23 protein-coding genes are annotated in these 25,569 nt (G+C 74.8%); 11 read left to right on the plus strand and 12 right to left on the minus strand.

Features of this window, described 5'->3' with window-relative positions:
• Positions 1–14: 14 nt before the first annotated feature.
• The 4 genes from ACIRBX_RS09325 to ACIRBX_RS09340 are packed head-to-tail and all read right to left on the minus strand — an operon-like array spanning position 15 to position 4,038.
• Positions 15–1,676, minus strand: a complete 1,662-nt coding sequence (locus tag ACIRBX_RS09325) for an L-aspartate oxidase (protein ID WP_402294910.1) — start codon at positions 1,674–1,676, stop codon at positions 15–17.
• A gap of 15 nt (positions 1,677–1,691) precedes the next feature.
• Positions 1,692–2,144, minus strand: a complete 453-nt coding sequence (gene panD, locus ACIRBX_RS09330) for an aspartate 1-decarboxylase (RefSeq protein ID WP_402294912.1) — start codon at positions 2,142–2,144, stop codon at positions 1,692–1,694.
• A 50-nt stretch (positions 2,145–2,194) separates the two neighbouring features.
• The gene (panC, locus tag ACIRBX_RS09335) at positions 2,195–3,091 is read right to left on the minus strand and encodes a pantoate--beta-alanine ligase (protein WP_402294914.1); all 897 of its coding nucleotides are present in this window, start codon (positions 3,089–3,091) and stop codon (positions 2,195–2,197) included.
• A complete protein-coding gene (locus ACIRBX_RS09340) occupies positions 3,091–4,038 on the minus strand; it encodes a Rossmann-like and DUF2520 domain-containing protein (RefSeq protein WP_402294915.1) in 948 nt (315 codons plus the stop codon). Before ACIRBX_RS09340 ends, panC begins: the two co-directional genes overlap by 1 nt.
• Positions 4,039–4,192: 154 nt before the next feature.
• On the opposite strand from ACIRBX_RS09340, the gene ACIRBX_RS09345 reads away from it, so the two are divergent.
• Entirely contained in the window at positions 4,193–4,402 is a 210-nt protein-coding gene (locus ACIRBX_RS09345; RefSeq protein WP_402294916.1) for a hypothetical protein, read from the plus strand.
• A 25-nt stretch (positions 4,403–4,427) separates the two neighbouring features.
• Here the strand turns inward: ACIRBX_RS09345 and ACIRBX_RS09350 are convergent, their stop codons facing one another.
• Both ACIRBX_RS09350 and ACIRBX_RS09355 read right to left on the minus strand, forming a co-directional pair.
• Complete coding sequence (locus tag ACIRBX_RS09350; protein ID WP_402294918.1) at positions 4,428–5,117, minus strand: response regulator; 690 nt, start codon at positions 5,115–5,117, stop codon at positions 4,428–4,430.
• Positions 5,118–5,127: 10 nt separating this feature from the next.
• The gene (locus tag ACIRBX_RS09355) at positions 5,128–6,309 is read right to left on the minus strand and encodes a sensor histidine kinase (RefSeq protein WP_402294920.1); all 1,182 of its coding nucleotides are present in this window, start codon (positions 6,307–6,309) and stop codon (positions 5,128–5,130) included.
• Between the two features lie 140 nt (positions 6,310–6,449).
• Here ACIRBX_RS09355 and ACIRBX_RS09360 point away from each other — a divergent pair, with 140 nt between their 5' ends.
• Together ACIRBX_RS09360 and ACIRBX_RS09365 are read left to right on the plus strand one after the other, a co-directional pair.
• Positions 6,450–7,463, plus strand: a complete 1,014-nt coding sequence (locus ACIRBX_RS09360; protein WP_402294921.1) for an SAM-dependent methyltransferase — start codon at positions 6,450–6,452, stop codon at positions 7,461–7,463.
• Positions 7,460–8,623 (plus strand): NADH-quinone oxidoreductase subunit D, encoded by a 1,164-nt coding sequence (locus ACIRBX_RS09365; RefSeq protein WP_402294923.1) that lies wholly within the window; start codon positions 7,460–7,462, stop codon positions 8,621–8,623. The genes ACIRBX_RS09360 and ACIRBX_RS09365 overlap by 4 nt, the downstream gene beginning before the upstream one ends.
• Positions 8,624–8,662: 39 nt before the next feature.
• Here ACIRBX_RS09365 and ACIRBX_RS09370 read toward each other — a convergent pair whose 3' ends face one another.
• Positions 8,663–9,448: a hypothetical protein gene (locus ACIRBX_RS09370; protein WP_402295283.1), complete on the minus strand. Its 786-nt coding sequence runs from the start codon at positions 9,446–9,448 to the stop codon at positions 8,663–8,665.
• 277 nt (positions 9,449–9,725) lie between these two features.
• On the opposite strand from ACIRBX_RS09370, the gene ACIRBX_RS09375 reads away from it, so the two are divergent.
• The 3 genes from ACIRBX_RS09375 (at position 9,726) to ACIRBX_RS09385 (ending at position 14,598) form a co-directional block, all read left to right on the plus strand.
• On the plus strand, positions 9,726–10,085 hold the full coding sequence (locus ACIRBX_RS09375; RefSeq protein WP_402294924.1) for a hypothetical protein: 360 nt from the start codon (positions 9,726–9,728) through the stop codon (positions 10,083–10,085).
• A gap of 126 nt (positions 10,086–10,211) precedes the next feature.
• Complete coding sequence (locus tag ACIRBX_RS09380; RefSeq protein ID WP_402294926.1) at positions 10,212–13,286, plus strand: toxin glutamine deamidase domain-containing protein; 3,075 nt, start codon at positions 10,212–10,214, stop codon at positions 13,284–13,286.
• Positions 13,287–13,329: 43 nt separating this feature from the next.
• The gene (locus ACIRBX_RS09385) at positions 13,330–14,598 is read left to right on the plus strand and encodes an SUKH-4 family immunity protein (RefSeq protein ID WP_402294928.1); all 1,269 of its coding nucleotides are present in this window, start codon (positions 13,330–13,332) and stop codon (positions 14,596–14,598) included.
• Between the two features lie 289 nt (positions 14,599–14,887).
• Here ACIRBX_RS09385 and ACIRBX_RS09390 read toward each other — a convergent pair whose 3' ends face one another.
• On the minus strand, positions 14,888–15,640 hold the full coding sequence (locus ACIRBX_RS09390) for an alpha/beta fold hydrolase (RefSeq protein ID WP_402294930.1): 753 nt from the start codon (positions 15,638–15,640) through the stop codon (positions 14,888–14,890).
• 118 nt (positions 15,641–15,758) lie between these two features.
• Here ACIRBX_RS09390 and ACIRBX_RS09395 point away from each other — a divergent pair, with 118 nt between their 5' ends.
• From ACIRBX_RS09395 to ACIRBX_RS09415, 5 genes are all read left to right on the plus strand, one after another.
• Positions 15,759–16,715: a Ppx/GppA family phosphatase gene (locus ACIRBX_RS09395; protein ID WP_402294932.1), complete on the plus strand. Its 957-nt coding sequence runs from the start codon at positions 15,759–15,761 to the stop codon at positions 16,713–16,715.
• A gap of 485 nt (positions 16,716–17,200) precedes the next feature.
• Positions 17,201–17,998 carry a sugar phosphate isomerase/epimerase family protein gene (locus tag ACIRBX_RS09400; protein WP_402295285.1) on the plus strand — a complete coding sequence of 266 codons (798 nt, stop codon included), beginning with the start codon at positions 17,201–17,203 and terminating at the stop codon, positions 17,996–17,998.
• Between the two features lie 59 nt (positions 17,999–18,057).
• The gene (locus ACIRBX_RS09405) at positions 18,058–18,819 is read left to right on the plus strand and encodes a class I SAM-dependent methyltransferase (protein ID WP_402294933.1); all 762 of its coding nucleotides are present in this window, start codon (positions 18,058–18,060) and stop codon (positions 18,817–18,819) included.
• Between the two features lie 160 nt (positions 18,820–18,979).
• The gene (gene ilvD / locus ACIRBX_RS09410; RefSeq protein ID WP_402294935.1) at positions 18,980–20,824 is read left to right on the plus strand and encodes a dihydroxy-acid dehydratase; all 1,845 of its coding nucleotides are present in this window, start codon (positions 18,980–18,982) and stop codon (positions 20,822–20,824) included.
• 83 nt (positions 20,825–20,907) lie between these two features.
• On the plus strand, positions 20,908–21,423 hold the full coding sequence (locus tag ACIRBX_RS09415) for a hypothetical protein (RefSeq protein WP_402294936.1): 516 nt from the start codon (positions 20,908–20,910) through the stop codon (positions 21,421–21,423).
• A gap of 7 nt (positions 21,424–21,430) precedes the next feature.
• On the opposite strand, the gene ACIRBX_RS09420 is transcribed toward ACIRBX_RS09415, so the two are convergent.
• The 4 genes from ACIRBX_RS09420 to ACIRBX_RS09435 all read right to left on the minus strand — a co-directional run bounded on the left by ACIRBX_RS09420 (position 21,431) and on the right by ACIRBX_RS09435 (position 25,362).
• A complete protein-coding gene (locus tag ACIRBX_RS09420) occupies positions 21,431–21,847 on the minus strand; it encodes a hypothetical protein (protein WP_402294937.1) in 417 nt (138 codons plus the stop codon).
• Between the two features lie 45 nt (positions 21,848–21,892).
• Positions 21,893–23,119 carry a hypothetical protein gene (locus ACIRBX_RS09425; protein ID WP_402294939.1) on the minus strand — a complete coding sequence of 409 codons (1,227 nt, stop codon included), beginning with the start codon at positions 23,117–23,119 and terminating at the stop codon, positions 21,893–21,895.
• A 108-nt stretch (positions 23,120–23,227) separates the two neighbouring features.
• Positions 23,228–23,677, minus strand: a complete 450-nt coding sequence (locus tag ACIRBX_RS09430) for a hypothetical protein (protein ID WP_402294940.1) — start codon at positions 23,675–23,677, stop codon at positions 23,228–23,230.
• 107 nt (positions 23,678–23,784) lie between these two features.
• The gene (locus tag ACIRBX_RS09435; RefSeq protein WP_402294942.1) at positions 23,785–25,362 is read right to left on the minus strand and encodes a PHB depolymerase family esterase; all 1,578 of its coding nucleotides are present in this window, start codon (positions 25,360–25,362) and stop codon (positions 23,785–23,787) included.
• Positions 25,363–25,569: the final 207 nt, after the last annotated feature.

Consider the following 25,569-nt stretch of genomic DNA (forward strand, 5'->3'; position numbering starts at 1 on the left):
TAGGTGAAGGATCGTCAGACGGTGCGCAGTGCGCCGTCGGCGTCGAGGGTGGTGACCAGGTGACGCTGCCACGCCCGGTCGTCGCGGTCCGGGAAGTCCTCGCGCCAGTGGCAGCCGCGGGTCTCCTCGCGGAGCCGGGCGGCGGCCACCAGGGCGGTGGCGACCAGGTGGAGGTTGGTGGCCTCCCAGGTCTCCACCCGGGGGTCGGCGGGCTTCTCCTCGGCGGCGTGCGCCAGCGCCGCGTCGGCCAGTGCGGCCAGGCCTCCGGCGGCGGCGGCCATCGAGCCGGCCGAGCGCAGCACGCCCGCGCCGGTGGACATCAGCCGCTGGACGTCGGCCCGGGCCTCCGGGGCGAGCAGCGGGACGGCCTTGCAGGCCTGGGCGGCGGCCACGTCGACCGAGCGCTCGGGGAGCTCGCCGGCGGCGTGACGGCCGGTCAGGTCGGCGGCGATCGCCTCGGCGAAGACCAGGCCCTCCAGCAGCGAGTTGGAGGCCAGCCGGTTGGCGCCGTGCACCCCGGTGCAGGCGACCTCGCCGCAGGCGTACAGGCCGGGCACCGTGGTGCGGCCGGCCAGGTCGGTGCGGATGCCGCCGGAGGCGTAGTGCGCGGCGGGCGCGACCGGGATCGGCTCGGTGACCGGGTCGATGCCGTGCGAGCGGCAGGAGGCCAGGATGGTCGGGAAGCGCTCGGCCCACATCTCGGCGCCGAAGTGCCGCCCGTCCAGGTACATGTGCTCGGCGCCCTGCTCCTGCATCCGCCGGGTGATCGCCTTGGCGACAATGTCCCGGGGGGCCAGCTCGGCCAGCTCGTGCTGCCCGAGCATGAAGCGCACGCCGTCGGCGTCCACCAGGTGGGCGCCCTCACCGCGGACCGCCTCGGAGACCAGCGGCTGCTGGCCCTCGGCCTCCGGGCCGAGCCAGAGCACGGTGGGGTGGAACTGGACGAACTCCAGGTCGGTCACCTCGGCGCCGGCCCGCAGCGCCAGCGCCACGCCGTCGCCGGTGGAGACCGCCGGGTTGGTGGTGGCCGAGAAGACCTGGCCCATGCCGCCGGTGGCCAGCACCACCGCACGGGCCCGGATGGCGCCGACGCCGTCCCGCTGGCCCTCGCCCATCACGTGCAGGGTGAGCCCGGCCGCGTGGCCGTCGGCGTCGGTCAGCAGGTCCAGCACCAGGGCGTGCTCGATGAGTTCGAGCCCGGGGTCGGAGCGGACCGCCTGGACCAGCGCGCGCGATATCTCGGCGCCGGTGGCGTCGCCGCCCGCGTGCACGATCCGGCGGCGGTGGTGGCCGCCCTCCCGGGTCAGCAGGATCTCGCCGTCGGCGTCCTTGTCGAAGTCGGCGCCGGTGGCGATCAGGTGCCGGACGGCGTCCGGGCCCTCGGTCACCAGCCGCCGGACGGCCTCCTCGACGCAGAGCCCGGCCCCGGCCACCAGGGTGTCGTCCAGGTGCTGGGCGGGGGTGTCCCCCTCGCCCAGGACGACGGCGACGCCGCCCTGGGCCCAGCGGGTGGAGCCGTCGTCCAGCAGCGCCTTGGTCACCACCGTGGCCCGCAGGCCGGCCTTGCGGACGTTGAGCGCGACGGTCAGCCCGGCCACGCCGGAGCCGACCACCACCACGTCGGTGGTGGCGGTCCAGCCCGGGGCGGGGGCGGTGAGGCGGTGCGTTGCGGACATGGTTCTGACTGCTCCTCAGCTCGCGGCGGCGGTGGTGGCCGCGCCGTCCCCGTCACCGTACGCCCGGTCCCCGCGCAGCAGCCCGCTGCCCTCGGGGGCCTCGGCGGCGTCGGTGCCGTAGCCGGTGATCCGGTTGTCGCCGTCCACGAAGACCACCTTCGGGACGTAGCCCTTGGCCTCGGCGGTGTCCATCTGCCCGTAGGCGATCAGGATCACCAGGTCGCCGGGGTGGACCAGCCGGGCGGCGGCGCCGTTGATGCCTATGACGCCGGTGCCGCGCGGGCCGGCGATGGTGTACGTCTCCAGCCGGGCGCCGTTGTTGATGTCGACGATGTGGACCAGCTCGCCGGGGAGCAGGTCCGCGGCGTCGAGCAGGTCCTCGTCCACCGTGACCGAGCCGACGTAGTGCAGGTCGGCCTGGGTCACGGTGGCCCGGTGGATCTTGGACTTGAGCATGGTGCGGAGCATGGGGTCACGCCTCCTGTGAGTGCATGCCTGAGGGGATATGCCTGCCGTGCTTAGCGAACGAGCATGCCGACGTTGTCGATCAGGCGGGTGGAGCCCACCTTCGCGGCCACGGCCAGCACCGCCTCGCCCCGGAAGTCGTCGGCCGCTTCGGTGAAGTCGTCCGGGTCGATCAGGGCGAGGTAGTCGAGGGTGACGCCCTCGGCGCCGTCCAGGGCGGTGGCGGCGGCCTCGCGGACCGCCTTCGCACCGCGCACGGCCGCCTCGCGGCCGGCCAGCAGTGCCCTGGACAGGGCGAGGGCCTGCTCCCGCTCGGTCTCCGAGAGGAAGCGGTTGCGGGAGGACAGCGCGAGGCCGTCCTCCTCGCGGACGGTCGGGACGCCGACGACCTCGACGTCGAAGTCCAGGTCGGCCACCATCCGGCGGATCACCGCCAGCTGCTGGGCGTCCTTCTCGCCGAAGAAGGCGTAGTCCGGGTCGGTGATGTTGAGCAGCTTGGCCACCACGGTCAGCACGCCGTCGAAGTGGCCCGGACGGGAGGCGCCCTCGTACCGCTCGCCCATCGGGCCGGCCGTGATCCGCACCTGCGGGGTGCCGTTCGGGTAGACCTCCTCCGGCAGCGGGGCGAAGACCACGTCGGCGCCGGCCTCCTCGGCCACCCGGACGTCGGCGGCCAGCGTGCGCGGGTAGCGGTCCAGGTCCTCGCCGGCGCCGAACTGCAGCGGGTTCACGAAGACCGTGACGGCCACCCGGCCGTCCCGGCCGACCTGCTTGCGGGCGGCCCTGATCAGGGCGGCGTGGCCCTCGTGCAGGGCACCCATGGTCATCACCACGGCGTTGTCCACCGGCTCCTCGTCCGGCCAGAAGGCGGACTCGAAGTCGGCGACGGTGTGGGTCAGCTCGGCCTTGCGGACCTGGGGGGCCTTGGTCTGCTGCTTGCCACGGGCCATCAGATGCTCTCCTCGTTCAGTACGTCCAGCAGCGCCGCCGCCGACGCCTCGTCGATCGTTCCGTTCCGCAGCGCCCGCTGCGCGGTGGCGCGGGCCATCGCCCGGTAGGACTGCCCGATGTCGGGGGCCACCGTACCGAGTTCGCCGAGGTGGCGGCGGACGGTGCCGACGTCGCCCCGGGCCACCGGGCCGGTGAGCGCGGCGTCGCCGGAGCGCAGGCTGTTGTCCAGGGCCGCGCCGAGCAGCGGGCCGAGCAGCCGGCCGGGCTCGGCCACCCCGGCGGTGCGCAGCAGCTCCAGCGACTGGGACACCAGGGTCACCAAGTGGTTCGCCCCGTGCGCCAGGGCGGTGTGGTAGCGGGCCCGCTGCTCCTCCGGCACCCACTCGGGCTCGCCGCCCATCTCCACCACCAGTGCCTCGGCCACCGGGCGCAGCTCCTGAGGGGCCGTCACCCCGAACGGGCAGCCGGCCAGCCGGGCCAGGTCGACGGAGGTGCCGGTGAAGGTCATCGCCGGGTGCAGCGCCAGCGGCAGCGCCCCGGCCTCGGCGGCGGGGGCCAGCACCGCGACGCCGTGCGCGCCCGAGGTGTGCACCACGATCTGCCCCGGCCGGACCGCGCCGGTCCCGGCCAGGCCGGCCACCAGCTCGGGGAGCACGTCGTCCGGGACGGTCAGCAGCACCAGGTCGGCGGCGGCCAGCACCTGCGGCGGGCTGACCAGCCGGACCCCCGGCAGCAGCGCCTCGGCCCGGCGCTTCGAGGTCGCGGACACCCCGGAGGCGGCCACCACCCGGTGCCCGGCCAGCTGGAGCGCGGCCCCCATCGCGGGCCCCACCCGTCCGGTGCCGACCACGCCCACGGCCAGTCTGGCCGGCCGGTTCCCCGGATCGGCCGGATCCCCGAACGGATCGGCCAACACCCCGAAACCGTCGCCCTCGGAGCTGCTCACGGCTCGCCCTCGTCCCTGATTCCCGTTCCAGTCCGCTGCCGGTACCAGACGTACCGCGTCATTCTACGGCCGCCCGGGGTGGCGCCTCATCCGATCGGGTGGCCCCGGGCCGGGGCCCGCACCCGGACGGTGGCGCGGCTGCCACCATGCGGGCATGGCAGCGAAACCCACCGATCATCCCGACCTCGCGAGCCCGGCGCCCGGGCGGCCCGGCGGCGTGCGGACGGTGCCGCTCGGGGACCTGCGGAGCCCGGGGACGGTGCTCCGCGAGCTGACGGAGCGCGGCGAGGTCGGCCGGATCACCGACCGGGGCCGGCTGGTCGCCTGGCTGGTGCCGACCGACCCGCCGGACGGCGGCGCCTGACGGTCGGTCGGGTGGTGCCCGGCGGTCAGTCGGTGGCGCCCGCGCGGATCAGGCCGGCCTCGTAGGCGAGGACCACGGCCTGCACCCGGTCGCGCAGGTTGAGCTTGGCCAGGATCCGGCCGACGTGGGTCTTCACGGTGGCCTCGGAGAGGGTCAGCTTGAAGGCGATCTCGCCGTTGGACAGTCCCTGGGCGACCAGTAGGAAGACCTCGCGCTCGCGCTCGGTGAGCGGGGCCAGCACCGGGGAGCCCGGGGCGGAGCCGGGGAGCGGGAGCACCTCGGCGAAGCGGTCGATCATGCGGCGGGTGGTGGTCGGGGCGACCACCGCGTCGCCGCCGTGCACGGCCCGGATGGCGGCCACCAGCTCGGTCGGCGGGACGTCCTTGAGCAGGAAGCCGCTGGCCCCGGCCTTGAGCGCGGCGAAGGCGTACTCGTCCAGGTCGAAGGTGGTCAGGATGAGCACGTGCGGGGCGCCGGGGACCGGGGAGCCCGCCTCGTCGAGGCAGATCCGCCGGGTGGCCTGGACGCCGTCCAGGCGGGGCATCCGGACGTCCATCAGGATCACGTCCACGGGGGTGCGGGCGAGCACGTCGAGGGCCTGCTGGCCGTCGCCCGCCTCGGCGGCGATCTCGATGTCCCCCTGGGACTGCAGGATCATGCGGAAGCCGGTGCGGAGCAGTTCCTGGTCGTCGACCAGCATCACCCGGATGGTCACAGTGCGGTCCTCACTTGGTGGTCTTGAAGGGGAGCACGGCCCGGATGCGGAAGCCTCCGCCCGGCCGGGGGCCGACGTCGAGGCTGCCGCTGACCATGCCGACCCGCTCGCGCATGCCGATCAGACCATGGCCCTGGCCGTCCGGACCACCGGCGGTCAGCTGCTCGGCGGTGGAGCCGCGGCCGTCGTCCTCGATCAGCACCTCCAGCTCGCGGTCGCGGAAGTCCACCGAGACGCTGGCCCGGGCGTCCGGGCCGCCGTGCTTGCGGACGTTGGTGAGCGCCTCCTGGACGATCCGGTACACCGTCAACTCGACGCCCCGGGGCAGCTCCTGGACGTCGCCGGTGGCGGCGTACTCGACCGGCAGGCCGGCCACCCGGACCTGGTCGAGCAGCTCGGGCAGCTCGGCCACGCCGGGCTGCGGCACGTACTCGTCGGTGGTGTCGGTGGTGCGCAGCACGCCGAGCAGCCGGCGCATCTCGACCAGCGCCTGACGGCCCGTCGAGGCGATGGTGGAGAGCGCCTCCTTGGCCTGCTGCGGGGAGTTGTCCAACACGTAGGCGGCGCCGTCGGCCTGAACGATCATCACCGAGACGTTGTGCGCCACCACGTCGTGCAGCTCGCGGGCGATCCGGGCCCGCTCGGCGGCCACCGCCACCTTGGCCTGGGCGTCCCGCTCGCGCTCCAGCCGGGCGGCCCGGTCCTCCAGCTCGACCAGGTACGCGCGGCGCACCCGGGTCAGCCGGCCCCAGGCCCAGCAGAGCACGAAGGGGGTGGACATCAGCACGGCCAGGAAGACCCGCTCCGGGGTGCTGGTGCTCTCGGAGGAGACCCCGAAGCGAGCCACGGTCAGCGGGCCGGCGGCCAGGCCGACGGTGAAGGCGAGCCGGGAGACCCACGGGGAGCCGAAGGCGGCGCCGGTGTAGGCGAAGAGCAGGTAGCCGACGCTCTCGGTGTTGGGGTCGACGTGGGCGGCGAGCTGGCTGAGGCCGAGGCCGACGGCCGCGACGGTGGTCAGGTCCGGGTATCTCCGGCGGAAGACCATCAGCCCGGCCATCACCGCGCCGAGCAGCAGGGTCTCCACGTGCTCCCCGCTGGCGTAGCCCAGCAGGCAGAACAGGAAGAGCAGCACTGCCCAGGCGGAGTCGACCACCAACGGGTGGCGGCGGAACCAGGCGTTGAGTCTATGCACGGGTCAAGCCTAGGCACCCCGGGAAGCCGGTCAGGTCAGCCGTGAGGGCGATCCGTCCTACTCCGCAGGGTGGAGAAGGCAGTACACGGACGGGCAGCGCGGGTCCGCCGCGCGACGCCCGGACGGCTACCGTCCTGGGCATGGAGCACGGCACGGAGTGGATGAGCTGGCGGACCGCCACCGAGCGGGCGCTGTACGGACCGCAGGGGTTCTACCGCAGGCCGGAGGGCCCGGCCGGGCACTTCCGCACCTCGGTGCACGCCTCGCCGAAGTACGCCGCCGCGGTGGCCCGGCTGCTGCGGGAGACCGACGCGGCGCTCGGTCACCCGGCCGAGCTGGCCCTGGTGGACGTCGGGGCCGGCCGGGGCGAGCTGCTGACCGGGGTGCTGGCGGCGCTCGGCCCGGAGACCGCCGGGCGGCTGCGGCCGTACGCGGTGGAGCTGGCGGAGCGGCCGGCCGGCACCGACCCCCGGATCGTCTGGACGGACCGGGTGCCTGACGGGGTGTCGGGTCTGCTGTTCGCCAACGAGTGGCTGGACAACGTGCCGCTCGACCTGGCCGAGCGCGGCGAGGACGGACGGCTGCGCTACCAGGAGGTGACGGCGCTGGGCGAGCGCCGGACCGGCGCGGAGGTCAGCGGGGCGGACGCCGCCTGGGCCGCCGAGTGGTGGCCGGAGGGGGAGTCGGTGGAGCTCGGCGGCCCCCGGGACGCGGCCTGGGCCGGGGCGGTCGGCGCGCTGGAGCGCGGCCTGGCGGTGGCGGTGGACTACGCGCACACCCGGGACGCCCGCCCGTACGGCGAGACGCTGACCGGCTTCCGGGCCGGACGCGAGGTGCGGCCGGTGCCGGACGGCTCCTGCGACCTGACCGCGCACGTGGCGATCGACGCGGTGGCGGTGCGCGGTGTCCACAGCCTGTGGACGACGCAGCGGGAGGCGCTGCGGGCGCTCGGGGTGCACGGCACCCGGCCGCCGCTGGCGCTGGCCTCCACCGATCCGGTGGCCTACCTGCGGGCGCTCGGCGGGGCCGGCGAGGGGGCCGAGCTGACCGACCCGTCCGGACTGGGGGCGTTCCACTGGCTGGCCCAGGCCGTCCGCATGCCGGTACCGGAGAGCCTGGCGGGGCTGCCGGGATGGCAGACTCTCACCCCATGAGGGAGACCACGGTCGGCGTCGGCGCGGGTGCCGAGAATCTCGTCGGCGAGCTCGGCACCAGTGACATGGTGCTCAACATCGGCCCGCAGCACCCGTCCACGCACGGCGTGCTGCGGCTGAAGCTGGTGCTGGACGGCGAGCGGATCGTGGCCGCCGAGCCGGTGGTCGGCTACATGCACCGGGGCGCGGAGAAGCTCTTCGAGGCGCGCGACTACCGCCAGATCATCATGCTGGCCAACCGGCACGACTGGCTCTCCGCCTTCTCCAACGAGCTGGGCGTGGTGCTCGCGGTCGAGCGGATGCTCGGCATGGAGGTGCCCGAGCGGGCGGTCTGGCTGCGCACCCTGCTGGCCGAGCTGAACCGGGTGCTCAACCACCTGATGTTCCTCGGCTCGTACCCGCTGGAGCTCGGCGGGATCACCCCGGTCTTCCACGCCTTCACCGGCCGCGAGGAGCTCCAGCACGTGCTGGAGGAGGCCAGCGGCGGCCGGATGCACTACATGTTCAACCGGGTCGGCGGCCTCAAGGAGGACCTGCCGGCCGGCTGGCTGGGCCGCTGCCGGACGGCGGTCGGCAGCGTCCGCGCGCAGCTGCCGGTCTTCGAGGACCTGGTGCTCGGCAACGAGATCTTCCGGGGCCGCACCGCCGGGGTCGGCGTGCTCTCCCGCGAGCACGCGCTCGCCTACGGGGTCAGCGGCCCGATCGCCCGGGCCAGCGGCCTGGACTTCGACCTGCGCCGGGACGAGCCCTACCTGGCCTACGGCGAGCTGGCGGACGTGCTGCACGTCGCGGTCCGCGAGGAGGGCGACTGCCTGGCCCGCTTCGAGTGCCTGCTCGAACAGACGGTCAACGCGCTGGAGTTGGCCGAGGCCTGCCTGGACCGGCTGGACGGGCTGCCGCCCGGCCCGGTCAACCAGCGGCTGCCCAAGGTGCTGAAGGCCCCCGAGGGCGCCACCTACGCCTGGACCGAGAACCCGCTCGGGGTGAACGGCTACTACCTGGTCTCCCGGGGCGACAAGACCCCCTGGCGGCTGAAGCTGCGGTCCGCCTCGTTCAACAACATCCAGGCCCTGACCGAGCTGCTGCCCGGCACCCTGGTCGCCGACATGGTGGCGATCCTGGGCTCGATGTTCTTCGTGGTCGGCGACATCGACAAGTGACGCCCGGGCCCCCGGCCGGAGCCGGGGGCCGACGGTGCGTCAGACCTGCGGGTCGGCCGGGTGCGGGGCCACCGCGATGCCGCCCTTGATCCGCTGGGCGCACAGCTCCGCCAGCACCGCGTAGCCCTCCGGGCCCATCAGCTCGGTGAGTTCGGGCCGGTACGAGACGTAGACCGGGTCGGCGGCCTGGTGCGCGTCCGGGCTGCCGGTGCACCACCAGTGCAGGTCGTGACCGCCCGGGCCCCAGCCCCGGCGGTCGTACTCGCCGATCGAGACCTGGAGGTAGCGGCTGTCGTCCGGGCGGTCGATCCAGTCGTAGGTGCGGCGCACCGGCAGCTGCCAGCAGACGTCCGGCTTGGTCTCCAGCGGCTCGCGGCCCTCCTGGAGGGCCAGGATGTGCAGCGAGCAGCCACCGCCGCCGGCGAAGCCGGGGCTGTTGCGGAACAGGCAGGCGCCGTCGATCCGGCGGGTCTGCCGGTCGCCGTCCTCGTCGAACATGGTGATGCCGCCGTCCAGCACGATCCGGCCCTCGACGTCGGTGCCGTGCGCGAAGTTCTCCCAGATCTCCGGGGTGAGCCGGGCGGCGTGCCCGGCCACCCGCTGCTCGTCGTCCTCGTCGGAGTAGTGCGCGCCGAGCGTGCAGCAGCCGTCGGACTCGCCCCGGCCCTCCCGGATGCCCTGGCAGCCCTGGCCGAAGATGCAGCTCCAGCGGGAGGTCAGCCAGGTCAGGTCGCAGCGGAAGACCTGCTCCTCGTCGGCCGGGTCGGCGAACTCCACCCAGGCCCGGGCGAAGTCGAGCGGGACCTCGGGGCGCATGCCGGGCATGCCGAGGTCGGTCTTCTTGGTGGGCTTGCCGGCGGGCTTGTCGGCCTTCGGCTTCTTCTTGCCGTGCTGCTTGCCCTGCTTGTCGCGCTGCTTGTCACTCTGCTTGGTCTCTGCTGCCACCCGGTAAGGGTATGGCCTCGGCCGATCGACGCCCGGTGACGGGCCCGGTGCTGGTGAAGCCCGTGTGAGAAAGCCGCACGTGCCCTGCGGCGGGCGGGTGGGGTGGCCCTAGGATGACCGTCTGGTATTCGCACGGGGGCGCTGGGGGAGTGGGCGGATGAGTACGGGTGGCACGGGTGAGTTCCTGATCAAGCCGTGGGAAGTACGCGGTGAGGGCCGGGAGTTCGGGAAGATCTCGCAGGACTTCGGCGGCGCGGCCAAGGCCCTGGAGCAGGGCATGGCCGGTCTCGGCACGCCCTGGGGCGGCGATGCGCCCGGCAGCGGCTTCGGCGCGCTGTACACCGAGGCGCAGGGCATGCTGCTGGCCGGGCTGAACGGTCTGGCGAGCCGGCTGGGCCAGGTCGGTGCCAACCTCAACACGATGGCCGACTCGGTCGAGCGGACCGACGGGGACGTCAGCGCCGACCTCGGCAAGGTGCACCCCGGCGTCGCGCCGGTGGCCCCGCCGAGGGTCTGACGCTCCGTCGGGAGCGGCCCGCCGCCGGGAACCGGCGGTGGGCCCGTGTTCGTGTTCGTCTCCGTCCCGTGCCCGCGTTCGATGCGGCCGGGCGCTCCGCTCGACCCGGAAGAAGGAGGGACCCGCGTGTCCCGCAACGTGCCCGAGGAACTCGTCCCGGTACTGGCCCGGTTGGGCCACCAGTGGCCGCAGGCCGACGAGGAGGGGCTGCGCCGAGCGGCCGGGGTCTGGCGTGAGTTCGGCGCCGAGGCCGAGCGGCTCGGCCGCCGGGGCGGGGACTCCGCGCACCGGGTCACCGGGGAGAACCGGGGCCGGGCGGTGGAGGCGTTCGCCGACCACTGGCGCGGCTTCGCCGGGAGCGGCCGGGGCAGTCTGGACGACGCGCACTCCGCCGCCGAGCTGCTGGCCGGCGCCTTCGAGCGGGCGGCCCGGGCGGTCGACTCCTGCAAGGCGGAGATCATCGCGGTGCTGACCGAGCTGGCCGCCGAGATCAAGGTGGCCCAGAAGGTCGAGGCGGCGGCCCACGCCGTGCTCGGCACGGTCGGCGACGTGCTGGCCGACGCGGTGGTCGGGGCCGGCGAGAAGATCGCGGTCGAGCTCGCCAAGCACAAGGTCGGCAACCTGCTGGAGGAGCTCGGCCGGGAGATGAAGGAGGGGCTCCAGCAGGCGCTGAAGGAGCCCGCCGTCATCACCCTGGAGCGGATCGCCCAGGCCGACGGCTACCAGCCCGCCAGGGCGTCCCGGTCGGGTGCGTCCGGTGGCGCGGTGGGCGGGACCGGCGCGGTCGTCGGCGCGGCGCTGGGTGTCGCGGCGGTGGCCAAGGTGCGCAGCCTGTCGGCCGTGGTCGACGAGCAGGGCAAGCTGGTGACGGACCCTCAGGGTCGCCCGGTGCTGGTGGACGAGAACGGCAAGCAGGTCGAGGGCGTCGAGGGCGTGGTGCCCCAGGTCGGCGCGGACGGCAGGCCGCTGGTCGGGCCGGACGGCAAGGTGGCCGTGGTCGGCGAGGACGGCGAGCCGGTGGTCGGGGTGGCCTGCGGCAGCGACGGCAAGCCGCTGCGGGACTCGACCGGCGGCCTGATGGTGGTCGGCGCGGGCGGCCTGATCGCCGCCGCCGGTGTCACCGTGGCGCTCAACCGCCAGGGCAAGCCGGTGACCGGCACCGACGGCGAGGTGGTGGTGTTGGACCACGAGGGCAATCCGGTCCGGGGCGCCGACGGCCACACCGCGAAGCTGGACGCCGACGGGAATCTGGTGACCGACCGGGACGGCCGGGTGGTCATGGTGGACGACGAGGGCCGGACCGCCGGGCCGGAGCGGCCCGACCGCAAGCAGGGCGCGGGTGCCGGGCTGGACCTCGGCGGGCTCGGGGCGGACGTGCGGGTCGGGCCGGGCGGTGTGGAGGCGGACGTCCGGGTCGGGGGCGACCCGCAGGGCCACGGCGCGGGGGCCGGGGTCGGGGCCGGTCAGGGCCAAGGTCAGGGCCAGGGCTACGGGAGCGGTCAGGGCGGTACTCAGGTGCAGGTCGGCCCGGTCTCGGTCGGCGCGGGCTCCTACGACAGCCGGTACGACGACCCCTACGGCCGGGGCGGAGGCGGTCAGACCCATCAGCAGGAGACGGTGCGCCAGAGCACCGGCGGCGGAGGCGGGAGCGGACCTGGCCAGACCCGGCCGGTGGTCTCGGTGGACACCGGGCCGGTCAACGCCGGTACCGGGTACGACCGTTACCAGGACAGCCGGTACGAGGAGCAGCCGGTGCACCGTGCGGCCGGGACGCTGCGCACCGACTCGGTGGCGGTGGCGCCGCCGCCGAGCAACCTCTCCTCGGCCTTCGGTGACGCCCCGTCGGCCGGGACCGGCTGGGGCCGGCACGAGTCCTCGGCCCCGGCCGCCTCCGGTGCCGCCGGTGGCTCGGGCGGCCCGGGTGGCTCCGGTGGCGGGCTCGGCCAGGGCGGCGGCCAGTCGTCGCTCGGTACGCCCGGGATGGGGATGGGTGCCCAGCCGACGCCGACCGTCCCGGTGACCCCGACCCCGACGGCCGGTGGCGGTGCCGTGCCGCCGCCCGCGCCGGGAGCGGCGGCCGGTGGTGCGGCGGGCGCGGCGGCGGGCGCCGGTGCGCCTGCGGCGGGCGGCGCGGCTGCGGTCGCCTCGCCCGGTGCCGCCGGTGCGGCCGGTGGTGGTGGCCAGGCGGGTGCGGTCGGGGCGGTCGGTGCCGTGGCCGGTCCGCAGCAGCCCGGCGCGGCCGCACCGCGCCCCGCCCAGCCGGTCGGTCTGGTGCCCAACCCGGTGCCCGCGCCGCCGGCCGCCCCGGTGGTGGTCGGCCCGGTGGCCGGCCGGGCCTTCGACGTGCTCCCGGTGGCCCGCCGCGAGGACGAGACGCTGGCCGACCCGGCCCAGGCCGCGCCGCTGGCCGCGATGTTCCTGCTGCTGCACGACTACCGCCGCACCGCGCCCGACCAGCCCGGCGAGCGCACCCGCCCGCGGGTCATCGCGGACGGCCGCCCGTACGGCGCGGCCGGCGGGCTGGGCCCGGTCGATCCGGCCCACCAGGCCGAGGTGGAGCGCCGGGTGCCGCGCACCGAGGACGGCGAGCCCGCCGTGCCGGCCGACCCGAGGCTGGGCGACTGGCCGGAGGCGCTGAACGGCGGCGGCTTCCGCGAGCCGGGCCGGGCCAACAACGCGCTCGACCTCGCGCTCTCCGCGTTGGACAGCCACCTGGGCAACCCCACCTGCGGCGCCCCCCGGCTGCCCGACGGCCCGGCCGGGGAGTACGGCGGCCGGGACCGGGCCGAGCGCGAGCTCGGCACCCAGTTCAAGGACCTCGGCCACGGTGCTCCGGCGCTCGGCCAACTCGCGGATCTGCTCACTCAGTTGGGGTCCGGTGCACAGGCCGTGCTGCTCACCGTGGACGAGTACGGCCGCTCCCACCTGTGGAACGCCTTCGTGGTCGGCGCCGCCATCAGCTACCTCGACCCGCAGACCGGCTACCGCTCCTCGACCCCGCTGCACCCGGCCGACCACGGCCTGTGGGCCATCGCGCTGGAGGCGGGGGGCCGTCCGGTGGACCTGTCGTCCCTGCAACCCGCCATCCCGGTGGTCGAGTTGACTCCGCCCCCGGCGCCCGATCCGCTGGCCAAGCCGGTGCCCGAGCCGCCCGCCCCGCCGCGCTCGCGGCTCACCATCCACCGGGGCAGGGCCCGTTGACCCGCTGCACGCCGAACGCCCGCACCACTGCCAGGAGTTGCCGATGACCACCCTCGCGAAGGCCCTGGAGGCCGCCCACCGCTGGGTGAACGCCGAGCTCTCCCCGGAGGCCGTCCGGCCGGTCAGGGCCCACGAGTTCGACCTCGGCTGGGTGGTCTGGCCGGAGCCCGCCCCGATCCGGGTCGACCCGTTGACCGGCGAGCGCCGGGCCCCCGAGGAGCCCGGCGCCGCCTGCGCGGTGGTCGACCGGGCCACCGGCGAGCTCACGGTCTGGCCCTCCGTCCCGGTGGCGCAGGTCATCCAGCTCTACCGGGACCGGACCGGGGCCGGCGACCACGACCCGGCCCTGCCGCCGGCCACCGGCCCCGGCTGCCGGGCCCAGTTCACCTACCGGGACGCCCTCGGCGAGGAGCACACCCTGGTGCTGCGCTCCGCCCCCGGCCGCCCGCACCCCGCCCTGCGGGGCTGGGCCCAGCTGAGCGGACAGGGCGTCACGCCGGAGGACGTGCTCGCGGTCCACACCGACCTGCGCCCCTCGATGCTCCCCGGCGGCTACGTCGCCGCCTCCCTACTGGCCGAACTCCCCGCCGTCCGGCACAGCCACGACCTGGCGTACGGCCCCCGGTACGACGGCCGGGCCCGGGCGGTGCGCAGCCTGCGCTCCACTCCCCGGCTCAACCGGACGCCCTTCCCGGCCGCCGTGCCGCCCGCCCAGCCGGAGGCGGAGGCGGCCCTGGCCGCCCGGCTCGCCGCGCAGTTCGGGGCGGACGGGGTCCGGCGGTTCGACCGGGCGGCGGTGCTCGCGGCCGACCTGCCCGAGGCGGTCGGCCGGCCGCTGGTGGCGGTCGGGCTGCCGGCGGCGGTGCGGGGCTTCTTCGAGGTGCACCACCCGGTCTCGGACGGCGTCTCCGGTGCGGCGCCCGTGCTGCCCGAGCTGGCCGCCGTGCTGGCGGAGGCCGGCCGGGCCGGCCGGGCCACCGAGGCGGCCCGCCGCGAGCTGCTCGGCCAACTGCTGATCGGCACCGACGGGTGGTCCCGGTTCACCGTGGACACCGCCCAGGGACGGGTCCGTGCGGTCGACCCGGACACCGCCGTGGCCCGCTACGTCAACGCCGACCTCACCGCCTTCATCCGCTCGCTGGCCCTGTTCGCCGAGCGCTACCCGCGCCTGCGGGACCTGCACCCGCTGGCGGCCGGCCAGGCCGTCACCGAGCTCCAGTGGGGCCTGGCGGCACTGGACCGTACGGCCTTCGGTGACCCGGAGAACTGGTGGTCCGTCATCGTCGAGCAGCTCTGGCACGGGCTGCTCTAGCCGAACGTGCCCGCAGGGCGCGCGCCCAGGGGCGCGGGGAACCGCGCGGGGCGGAAGAAGGGGCCCTGATCGCCGGGTACGGGGAATCACCCGCCACGTTGGGGGTCCGTACCCGGCAGGCGGTCGGTGCCTTCCGCAGCGCGCGGTTCCTCGCGCCCCTGGGTCGCTGCGTGGTGCTCCCTCGTCTCGGCAGGCTTGGACCTGCGCAGGTCAGGTGACGGCGGTCCGGTCGGTGCCTTCCGCAGCGCGCGGTTCCTCGCGCCCCTGGATCGGCTCGCCGGTGGAGCCTTCAGGCGCCCAGGAAGCGCTCCAGGGTGGTGGCGAGGGCGACCGGGGTCTCGTGCATCGGGTAGTGGCCCGAGGCGGGGAGGAGCTCCAGGTCGCCGGCCGGGTAGTGGGTCAGCCAGGTGGAGCGGAGGTACTCCGCGTCGAGTGCCAGGTCGTGCTCGCCGACGAAGGCCCGGGCGGGCAGCGGGAGTCCGGTCACCTCGGCGCTCAGGTCGAGGGTGGTCCACTGCTCCAGGTACGCGGCGAAGGCCTCCGGGCGGGAGCCGGCGAGCGAGTTGGCGACCATCCGGTCCAGCCAGACCCCGGTGGCCCGGTGACCAGTCACCAGGTCGATGATGGCGCGGCGGTTGCCGGGCTCGGCGGCGGCCCCGTGGAAGAGGTCGTACGCCTCGCCCAGGGCGTACGCGGAGGCGGCCACCGGTGCGACCCCGGCGAGCTTGCGGACCCGCTCCGGGGCCAGTGCCAGCACCTGCTGGGCCGCCTTGCCACCCATCGAGTGCCCGACCAGCGAGAACCGCTGCCAGCCCAGCTGGTCGGCCAGCGCCAGGGCGTCCCCGGCGATCTCGGCCAGGGTGTATTCGCCCTCGACCCCGGCCCGCTCGCCGTAGCCCCGGTAGTCCAGGAAGGCGTAGCTGAAGGCCGAGCCGTCCAGGTACTCGGGGAACGGCCCCCAGCCCGCGCTGGTGCCGAACCAGTCGTGCAGCACCAGGACGCCGTGCCCGCCGGACCCCACCAAGCGGTGAGTGATCGTCATCTCGCCCTCCTCCGTGTCGGGTTGACCGGTACCCCCGCCGACCGGCGGGTATCCGCGTCCCGACCGGTGCGGCGTTATCCGGCCACCTGTGCGGCCGGATCGCGTAGCGTGGGCCGTTATGCGACTCGGTGTGCTCGACGTAGGTTCCAACACCGTCCACTTCCTCGTGGTGGACGCCCACCCCGGTGCCGCCCCGCTGCCCGCGTACTCCCACAAGGCGGAGCTGCGGCTGGCGGAGCTGCTGGACGGGGACGGCGCGATCACCGACGTCGGCGTGGACAAGCTGGTGGCCATGGTCGCCTCCTCGATCCGGGTGGCCGAGGACAAGGGCGTGGTGGACCTGCTGCCGTTCGCCACCTCGGCGGTCCGGGAGGCGGCCAACGGCGAGGCGGTGCTGCGCCGGGTGGCCGAGGAGACCGGGGTGGAGCTGCGGGTGCTGTCCGGTCCGGACGAGGCCCGGCTGACCTTCCTGGCGGTGCGGCGCTGGTACGGCTGGTCCGCCGGGCGGCTGCTGGACCTGGACATCGGCGGCGGCTCGCTGGAGCTGGCGGCCGGGCTGGACGAGCAGCCGGACGTGGTCTGTTCGCTGCCGCTGGGGGCCGGCCGGCTGACCGCCCGGCTGCCCGGGGAGATCGCGGACCCGGAGCACATCCGGGAGCTGCGCCGCTACGTCCGGGCCGAGATCGCCCAGGTGGTCGGCGAGTTCACCCGGCGCGGGGCGCCGGACCACGCGGTGGGCACCTCCAAGACCTTCAAGCAGCTGGCCCGGATGACCGGCGCGGCCCCGGCCGACGCGGGCCCGCTGGCGGTGCGCAAGCTCAGCCGGGCCGGGCTGGCCGCCTGGGTGCCCAGGCTGGCCCAGATGACGGTGGCTCAGCGGGCCCAGATCCCGGGCGTCTCCGAGGGTCGGGCGAGACAGCTGCTGGCGGGCGCCCTGGTGGCGGACGCCGCGATGGACCTGTTCGGGCTGGAGGAGCTGGACATCTGCCCCTGGGCGCTGCGCGAGGGCATCATCCTGCGCCGCCTGGACACCCTGGACAGTCCGGCCGACCGGCACCCCGCCCTGACGGGGTGACAGGCCCGCCGGGGGAGGCGGCGTGACGGGGCGCACACCACAACCGGCGCGCGCCGCTTACGCTGTCTCCCGTGGCGGAAGCAGCGGACGAGGACGGGACGCGGCCGGGCCGCGCGTCCGGGGACGCTCCCCGGTCGCCGCGCCGGGCGCGCAAGACGCCTGCTCCGGAGGCCTCGCCGGCCGACCCCGAGCCCGCGAAGCGCACCGGGACGAGCCGGACGGCCAAGCCGGCCAAGCCGGCCAAGGCGGCCAAGGCGGCCAAGGTCGCGAAGACCGCGAAGCCGGGCCGGCCCGCGAAGGCGGCCAAGGCGGCGAAGGCCGTGGAGGAGAGCGGGGCGACCAGGACGGCCAAGCCCCGGAAGCAGTCCCAGCTGGCCCTGGCCACCCAGGCGGTGAAGGCCGTCCGGGCCGCGAAGAAGCCGGCCGTCCGGGCCCCGCTGCTGCGCACCACCGACCGCCTGGTGCTGCCGCCGCACGCCGACGGCCTGCACGTGCCAGACACCAAGGTGGTGCTCTCCACCGCCTCGGTCTACCCGGAGAACACCGCCACCGCCTTCGACCTGGCCGCCCGGCTCGGCTACGACGGCGTCGAGGTGATGGTCTGGAACGACCCGGTCAGCCAGGACATCGAGGCGCTGCGCCGGCTCTCCGACGAGTACCGGATGCCGATCCTGGCGGTGCACGCCCCCTGTCTGCTGATCACCCAGCGGGTGTGGAGCACCGACCCGTGGACCAAGCTGGTCCGGGCCCGGGCCGCCGCCGAGAAGCTGGGCGCGGACACCGTGGTGGTGCACCCGCCGTTCCGCTGGCAGCGCCAGTACGCCCGGGAGTTCGTCGAGGGCGTGCACCGGATGGCCGGGGAGACGGACGTCCGCTTCGCGGTGGAGAACATGTACCCGTGGCGCTACCGGGACCGCGAGATGCTGGCCTACGCGCCGGGCTGGGACGTCACCGAGGAGGCGTACCGGCACTACACCGTGGACCTCTCGCACGTGGCCACCTCCCGGGTGGACGCCTTCGAGATGGTGGACCGGATGGGCGACCGGTTGGCCCACGTGCACCTGGCCGACAGCCTGGGCTCGGCCAAGGACGAGCACCTGATCCCGGGCCGGGGCACCCAGCCGTGCGCGGAGCTGCTGGAGCGGCTGGCCCGGACGGGCTTCGAGGGCCACGTGGTGCTGGAGGTCAACACCCGTCGCTCGGCGTCCCCCGCCGAACGCGAGGCCGATCTGGCCGAGGCGCTGGCCTTCACCCGACTGCACCTGGCGACGGTCGCGAGGTAGCCGCGGGCAGGGCGGGAAAAGCCCCTCCGTGCGCGGAGCGTCCGCCGTAGGGTGGCGCCATGACGGGGTACCGGAAGCACGACCACGCGAACTCCTTCGGTGCGGTGGCCGCCGAGTACGACGCCGCCCGGCCCTCCTACCCGGCCGAACTCTTCGACCGGTTGGAGGAGTTGACCGGCCGCCCGCTGAAGGACGCCGAGGTGCTGGACGTCGGCGCCGGTACCGGCATCGCCACCCGGCTGCTGGCCGCCCGGGGTGCCCGGGTCACGGCGGTGGAGCCCAGCCCGGGGATGGCCGCCCGGCTCCGCGAGGTCAGCCCGGAGCTGCCGCTGGTCAAGGGAACCGGCGACGAACTCCCGTTCCACGACGGCACGGTGGACCTGATCACCTACGCCCAGGCGTTCCACTGGACAGACCCGACCCGGTCCGTCCCGGAGGCCCTGCGGGTGCTCCGCCCGGGCGGCTCGCTGGCCACCTGGTGGAACGTCAAGGACAGCTCGGTGCCCTGGGTCCGCGCGATGGGCGAGCGGCTGGCGGCTGCGCTGCCGAGCTACCGGCACCAGGACTCCCCGGCCGAGCTGACCACGGAGCTGGCCCGGCACGGGCTGCCGACCGCGAGCGCCCTGCTGCACTGGGAGCGGCGGATCGACCTCCGGGTGCTGCTGGACGACCTGCTCTCGCGCTCCTACTTCGCGGTGCTGCCGCCGGAGCGGCGGGAGCCGGTGCTGGCCGCCGAACGGGCCGCGCTGCTCGCCGACTTCCCCGACGGGCAGGTGACCGAGCCGTACACCCTCCACCTCACCGTGCTGCGCAAGCAGTGAGGGCCGGGAGGAGAGGGCCGGGGAGTGGCCCGGGGGTGACCGGATGGCGGACACGGTGTCCGTCGGCTGGTACGGGGGCGTAGGCTCGACAGCCACGGCGGCCCTGCACCCTCCCACCTGCGCGGGGCCCGTCACGGAGCCTCCGAAGGAGTGGAGCACAGTGCCCGAGCTGAAGTCCCGTACGGTCACCCACGGTCGCAACATGGCAGGCGCCCGGGCGCTTCTCCGGGCCGCGGGCGTAGCCCGGGAGGACTTCGGCAAGCCGATCATCGCGGTGGCCAACTCCTTCACCGAGTTCGTCCCGGGCCACACCCACCTCCAGCCGGTCGGCCGGATCGTCTCCGAGGCGATCAAGGAGGCGGGCGGCATCCCGCGCGAGTTCAACACCATCGCGGTGGACGACGGCATCGCCATGGGCCACCACGGCATGCTCTACTCGCTGCCCTCGCGCGACCTGATCGCCGACTCGGTCGAGTACATGGTCTCCGCGCACTGCGCGGACGCGCTGATCTGCATCTCCAACTGCGACAAGATCACCCCCGGCATGCTGATGGCCGCGCTGCGGCTCAACATCCCGACGGTCTTCGTCTCCGGCGGCCCGATGGAGGCCGGCCAGGCCGTCCTGGTGGACGGCACGGTGCGCAAGCTCGACCTGGTGAACGCGATCTCCGACGCGGTGAACGAGAACGTCTCCGACGAGGACATCGCGATCATCGAGGAGAACGCCTGCCCGACCTGCGGGTCCTGCTCGGGCATGTTCACCGCGAACTCGATGAACTGCCTGGCCGAGGCGATCGGCCTGGCCCTGCCGGGCAACGGCTCGGTGCTGGCCACCCACACCGCCCGGCGGGCGCTGTACGAGGACGCCGGCCGCACGGTGGTCGACATCACCAAGCGGTACTACCACCAGGACGACGCCTCGGTGCTGCCCCGGGCGGTCGCCTCCCGCGCCGCGTTCGAGAACGCGATGGCGCTGGACATCGCGATGGGCGGCTCGACCAACACCATCCTGCACCTGCTGGCCGCCGCCCAGGAGGCCGAACTCGACTTCGACATGCGGGACATCGACGCCATCTCGCGCAAGGTGCCCTGCCTCTCCAAGGTCGCGCCGAACGGCAAGTACTACATGGAGGACGTGCACCGGGCCGGCGGCATCCCCGCCATCCTGGGCGAGCTCTACCGGGGCGGGCTGCTCAACGAGGACGTGCACACTGTGCACTCCGCCTCGATGGACGAGTGGCTCAAGTCCTGGGACATCCGGGGCGGTTCGCCCTCCCCGACGGCGGTCGAGCTGTTCCACGCGGCCCCCGGCTGCGTCCGCTCCGCCACCGCCTTCTCGCAGTCCGAGCGCTGGGACACCCTGGACACCGACGCCGAGAACGGCTGCATCCGCTCGGTCGAGCACGCCTACTCGGTGGAGGGCGGCCTGGCCGTGCTCTACGGCAACCTCGCCGAGGACGGCTGCATCGTGAAGACGGCCGGCGTGGACGAGTCGATCTGGACCTTCTCCGGCCCGGCCGTCGTGCTGGAGTCGCAGGAGGACGCGGTGGACGCGATCCTCACCAAGCGGGTCAAGGAGGGCGACGTGGTGGTCATCCGCTACGAGGGCCCCAAGGGCGGCCCGGGCATGCAGGAGATGCTCTATCCGACCTCCTTCCTCAAGGGCCGGGGCCTGGGCAAGGCCTGCGCGCTGATCACCGACGGCCGGTTCTCCGGCGGCACCTCGGGCCTGTCGATCGGCCACGCCTCGCCCGAGGCGGCCTCCGGCGGCACCATCGCGCTGGTCGAGGACGGCGACCTGATCGCCATCGACATCCCGAACCGCACGGTCGAGCTCAAGGTCTCCTTCGAGGAGCTGCACGAGCGGCGCCTCAAGCTGGAGGCCGGCACCGGCTACCGCCCCAAGGACCGGGTGCGCCCGGTCAGCGCCGCGCTCAAGGCGTACGCGGCGATGGCCACCTCCGCCGACAAGGGCGCGGTGCGCGACGTGAGCAAGCTGGGCTGACCGGCCGTCAGGCGGCCGTTCCGGGACTTCCCCGGGGCGGCCGCTTCGTCGTTCCCGGGGTGCCCCGTGTCATCATCGGAGCCGTGAGCGAGCAGACTGAGCACCCCCGGCACCCCGAGGCCACCCCCGAGCCGATCCGCTGGTTCGGCACCAGCTGGCTGGAGCGCGGCGCGGGCTACTGGGCCCGCCGGGTCGCCGTCCCGCTCGGCGCCCTGGCCGCCGCCGCGGCCGGTGCCCTGGTGCTGCGCTTCGCGGTGGAGGGCGTCCGGGACTCCGAGGCGGGCGGGCTGGTGTACGCCCTGCTGGTCGGCGCCATCGCGCTCTGCTCGCTGCTCTCCGGGCTGCGCACCTGGAAGGTGCTCAGCGAGGGCAAGGACGCGCTGACCGGCTGGATGGCCGAGGAGAAGTCGCTCGGGGCGGTCTGGCTGATCGGCTTCGTCGGGGCGCTGGCCGCCTACTTCCTGCGCAGCCTGCTGGAGGCCCCCGGGGAGGGCCTGAAGCGGGCCCGGTACCAGGAGGCGCTGACCGCCGCCGAGCGCCGCCGGACCTCCAAGGCCGCCCGTAGCGGCAATCCGGGGCGCCCGAAGAAGCGCCGCTGACGTCGTGTCAGACCGGCCGGGGCACGTCCCCGGCGGCCGGGGGCACCGGCGTCGGATCGGCGGGCGCGGTCGGCTGCGGGGTGACCGGGCGGGACGGCTGCTCGTCCAGGGTGTCGGCCGCCACCTTCAGGCTGAACAGCACGATCGCGCAGACCGCGACCACGATCAGCCAGGTCTGCCAGGAGGTGCCCCGGCCGAACCGCCGCTTCCGGGCCGGCCGCGGGCCGTCGTTGACGGACCGCCGGCCACCCGGGTCGTGCGGCGGGGTGTGCTTCCAGCGGGCGGCCAGCATCCTGGTCCGCCCGCTGGCCTCCTTCAGGGTGGCGGCGCGCACGAAGTCCTCGTCCAGGACGAGACCCTCGAACGGGTCCTTCGCGGACGGGTCGTCGGCTGAGCGCGGCTCTGGCTCATCGGCTATCGGCACGCCGTCAGTATGCCCCCGCACTCCGTCAGGGACGCGTGAATTCGATCAGGTCCGGCTCGCCGTGCCGCAATCGTCGTCCGTGCCGAGGTCCTTGCTGCGGTCGTACGGATCGGTGGTCGGCCCGGACGCCTTCGGTTCCGGCGTCCCGACTACAAGGTGAGGGAAGCGCGGGTGGTAGAGACCGTCGGTGGCGTCGCAGGCGCTGTTGGCGGCGTCGCTCGCGGAATCCGCCAGCACGATCTTGCCGGGCTCCACCTCGAACTTCGCCGGGTCGGCGAACCGGAACTCGAACACCCGGCGGACCACGGTGCGGGTGGTCAGGGTCTTCGGCGCCACCTCGGCCGGCCCGGCGGTGCCGTTCGACAGCCCCGGCAGCGCACCGGAGCCGGGGCGCAGCGCGTAGACGAAGGTGTAGTCGGTGCGGATCAGGGTGCCGTTCCGGCCGTCGCCGTCCAGGCTCATCCGCCCCTGCACCTTGACCGTGTCGCCGACCGGGACGGCCTCCCTGAGGTCGAACCGGCTGAACAGCCAGGTCCCGTCCGTCTCCTTGCCCGGGTGGTCCAAGGCCTCCACCGCGTTCTCCCGGTCCTGCCGGTCGAGCAGGGCCAGCGCGGCCTCGGGGCGGCCCGCCGCGAGCACCTTCGGGTCCAGGTTGGACGCCACCAGGAAGTCCTTGACGGTCTTGAGCTGGCCGGCCACCTGGGCGGCGTCGAAGACCCCGACCGCCCTGGCCTCCGGCAGCACGATGGCGTCCGGCCCGGCGGGCCAGCCCTCGGCCGGGGAGCCCGCCCACGGGCGGGCCACGGTGGGCTGGTCGTTCGGCACCTCCGGGGCCGCCGCCGTCGGCTGGGCGGTCTCGGGGCCGACGGTCGGCACCGGGCGGGCCGGAGCGCCGTCGCTCAGGCTCGGGTCACCGCGCCAGTCGGCGTACCAGCCGCGCAGCTGCTCGACGTTGAGCGCGGCCAGCATCACCGCGACGGCGAGTGCCACGAAGAGCGGTGCCCGCCACTTCGGCTTGCGGCGGCGGACGTTGCCCCACGGGTCGACCGGCTCCGGTCTGCGGCCGAACCGCCGCTTCGGCCGGGGCCCGTCGTTGACGGACCGTCGGCCGCCGGGGTCGTGCGGCGGGTTGTCCTTCCAGCGCGCAGCCAGCATCCGGGTGCGCCCGGCCTGCTCCTTGGCCCCGGCGGAGCGGACGAACTCCTCGTCCAGGACGAGACCTTCGAACGGGTCGTCGGAGGGACGCTGATCCGGATCTTCGGCTATCGGCACGCGCACAGTATGCCGACGCCCGGCCCGCCCGTCGTTCGAGTTGGGGCGCTGTTCACGTCCGGGGGCCGGTCCGGGCGGGTTGCTGACGGTTCGTCCGGTCGGGGCCGGTCAGCCCCGGCGGCGGGAGCGCTTCACCGAGCCCACCACTCCGGCGATCACCAGCAGCAGACCGGCCGGGGCCAGCGAGCTGAAGATCGCCTCGAACAGCTCGGTGCCGCCGAGGAAGGTCATCGCGGCCGTGTTCAGCAGCCAGAACGCGGCCGAGGCCGGCAGCGCCGACCGCCACGGGTGCTCGGCCGCCCAGCGGTGGATCCGGCGGTCCCCGGTGTCCCGCCGCAGCTTGCCGCCCAGCGTGCCCACCAGGAACAGCACGAACAGCCCCAGCCCGGCCGGCCCCGCCAGGACGTCCGCACCCCAGTGCCCGGTCACCACGTTCACCCCGAGCGCCGCCGCCCCGACCAGCGCCCCGGCTCCCGCGGCGGTCCGCCACGGCCCCAGCGTCGCCGAGGCCACCGCCAACTGGTTCTTCTCGCTACGTGACAGCTCTGCGTCTCCCATGCCTCCCACGGTCCTCCCGGGGCGGGCCCGAATCCATAGGGGCGACCCCTGACCTTCCCCCTACGGGACACGGCCGGAAGTCGCCCCCGGGCAGGAGGCCGCAGGGGTCAGCTGCGGTACTCCAGGGTCAGGGTCGCGGCGGGGCCGCGCTGGAGGAAGGCGTAGGCGGTGGCGGGCAGGGGGCGGTCGAAGGCGAGGCGGAGCTGGAGGGGGACGCCGGGGGTGACGGTGGGGTGGAAGGTGGTGGAGGTGGCGGTGCCCGTGGTGACGGCGGGGACGGTGGCGGTGTCGGGGGCGTCGGCCGGGGCGGCGTAGTCCTCGGGGGTGGTGGTGCAGTCGGGGCCGAAGCAGCCGGTGCGGGTGGAGACGGTCAACTGCGCTCCGCTCCACGGGTCTCCACTGCCACTGGCGCGGGTGACGGTGAGCCGGGCGGCGGTGACGGTGGCGCCGGGCGGGAGGGCGGAGGTGTCGAAGGAGAGCAGTGCGCGGTTCTGCCGCCCGTCGGTGCCCCGGCCGACCGCCAGGCCGAGGGTGCCGGCCAGGGTGCCGACGGCGGGGGAGGAGCCGTCCGCGTTCGCCTTGACGTAGCCGTCGCGGGTGGTGTCGTCGGGGAGGGTGAGGGTGCCGGGGCCGGAGGGGGACGGGGACGGAGACGGGGTCGGGAACGGGGTCGGGGAGGGCGTCGTCGAAGTGCCGTTCAGGGAGAGGAACGTGGCGATGCGGTACGAGGCGCAGAGGTTCACGTCCAGCAGGTAGGCGCCGGCCGTGCCGCACTGCTCCGCTCCGCTGCCCGGATCGACCGGCTGCCCGTGGCCCATCCCGGTGATCGACCAAGTCTCCACCCGGGCCTGCCCGTTAACGTCCGCGTAGACCCGGTGCGGGTGGCCGTCCACCGTCTCGCTGAGGGCCGGGGTCCGGCTGATCCCGTTGGCGTCCGTCCACTGCTCCATCAGCTCGGTGAGGTTGGACGGCTTCACCAGCGCGTCCGAACTCCCGTGCCAGATCGACACCTTGGGCCATGGACCGGTCCACGACGGGTGTCCGGAGCGGACCAGGTCGCCCCACTGGGCGGGGGTCAGGTCGCGGCCGGTGGACATGCAGTCCACGCTGGCCTGCACCTGGCTCGCCGCGCAGCGGTACGGCAGCCCGGCGACCACCGCGCCGCCCGCGAAGACGTCGGGGTAGTCGGCGAGCAGCGCGGCGGTCATCGCCCCGCCGGCCGAGAGGCCGGTGACGTACACCCGGGCCGGGTCGGTGGCCAGGTCGGCGACGGAGCGGGCGACCATCTGACGGACGGACAGCGCCTCGCCCTGGTCCCGGGAGAAGTCGCCGGGCTGGAACCAGTTGAAGCAGCCGGAGGAGTTGTTGGCCGACTGCTGCTGCGGCAGCACCAGCGCGAAGCCGTACCGCTCGGCCCACTTCGTCCAGCCGGTCTCGTCGTCGTAGGCGGCGGCGGACTGGGTGCAGCCGTGCAGCGCGACCACCAGCGGGCGACCGGCGGGCAGGCCGTCGGGGACGTGGCGGTACATCAGCAGATTGCCGGGGTTGGAGCCGAAGCCGGTGACCTGGGTCAGCACGGCGGCGGCCCGGGCCGGGGCGGGGGAGAGCGGGTGGAAGGCGGCGGCGAGCGCGGCGAGCAGCGTCAGGACGGCTGCCCACCGGGCTCGTTGGGGACGGACACGCATGGCGGCTCCTGGGTGGGGGTGAAGCCCGGGGTGAGGTGCGGGGGTGGAGTGCGGGGTGGAGCGTGGGGGATGCCGCGACGGTAGGCCCGGCGCGGTGACCCCGGTCACGGTGCGGACGGACACCGGCGGGCGGCCCCGGTGGCGGCGGCGCACATTGCCCACAGCGTGGACGGCCGCGCCGGGCAGCGGCCGGCTGGTGCGAGGATG

This window comes from Kitasatospora sp. NPDC096147, assembly GCF_044763225.1.
GTDB lineage: Bacteria > Actinomycetota > Actinomycetes > Streptomycetales > Streptomycetaceae > Kitasatospora.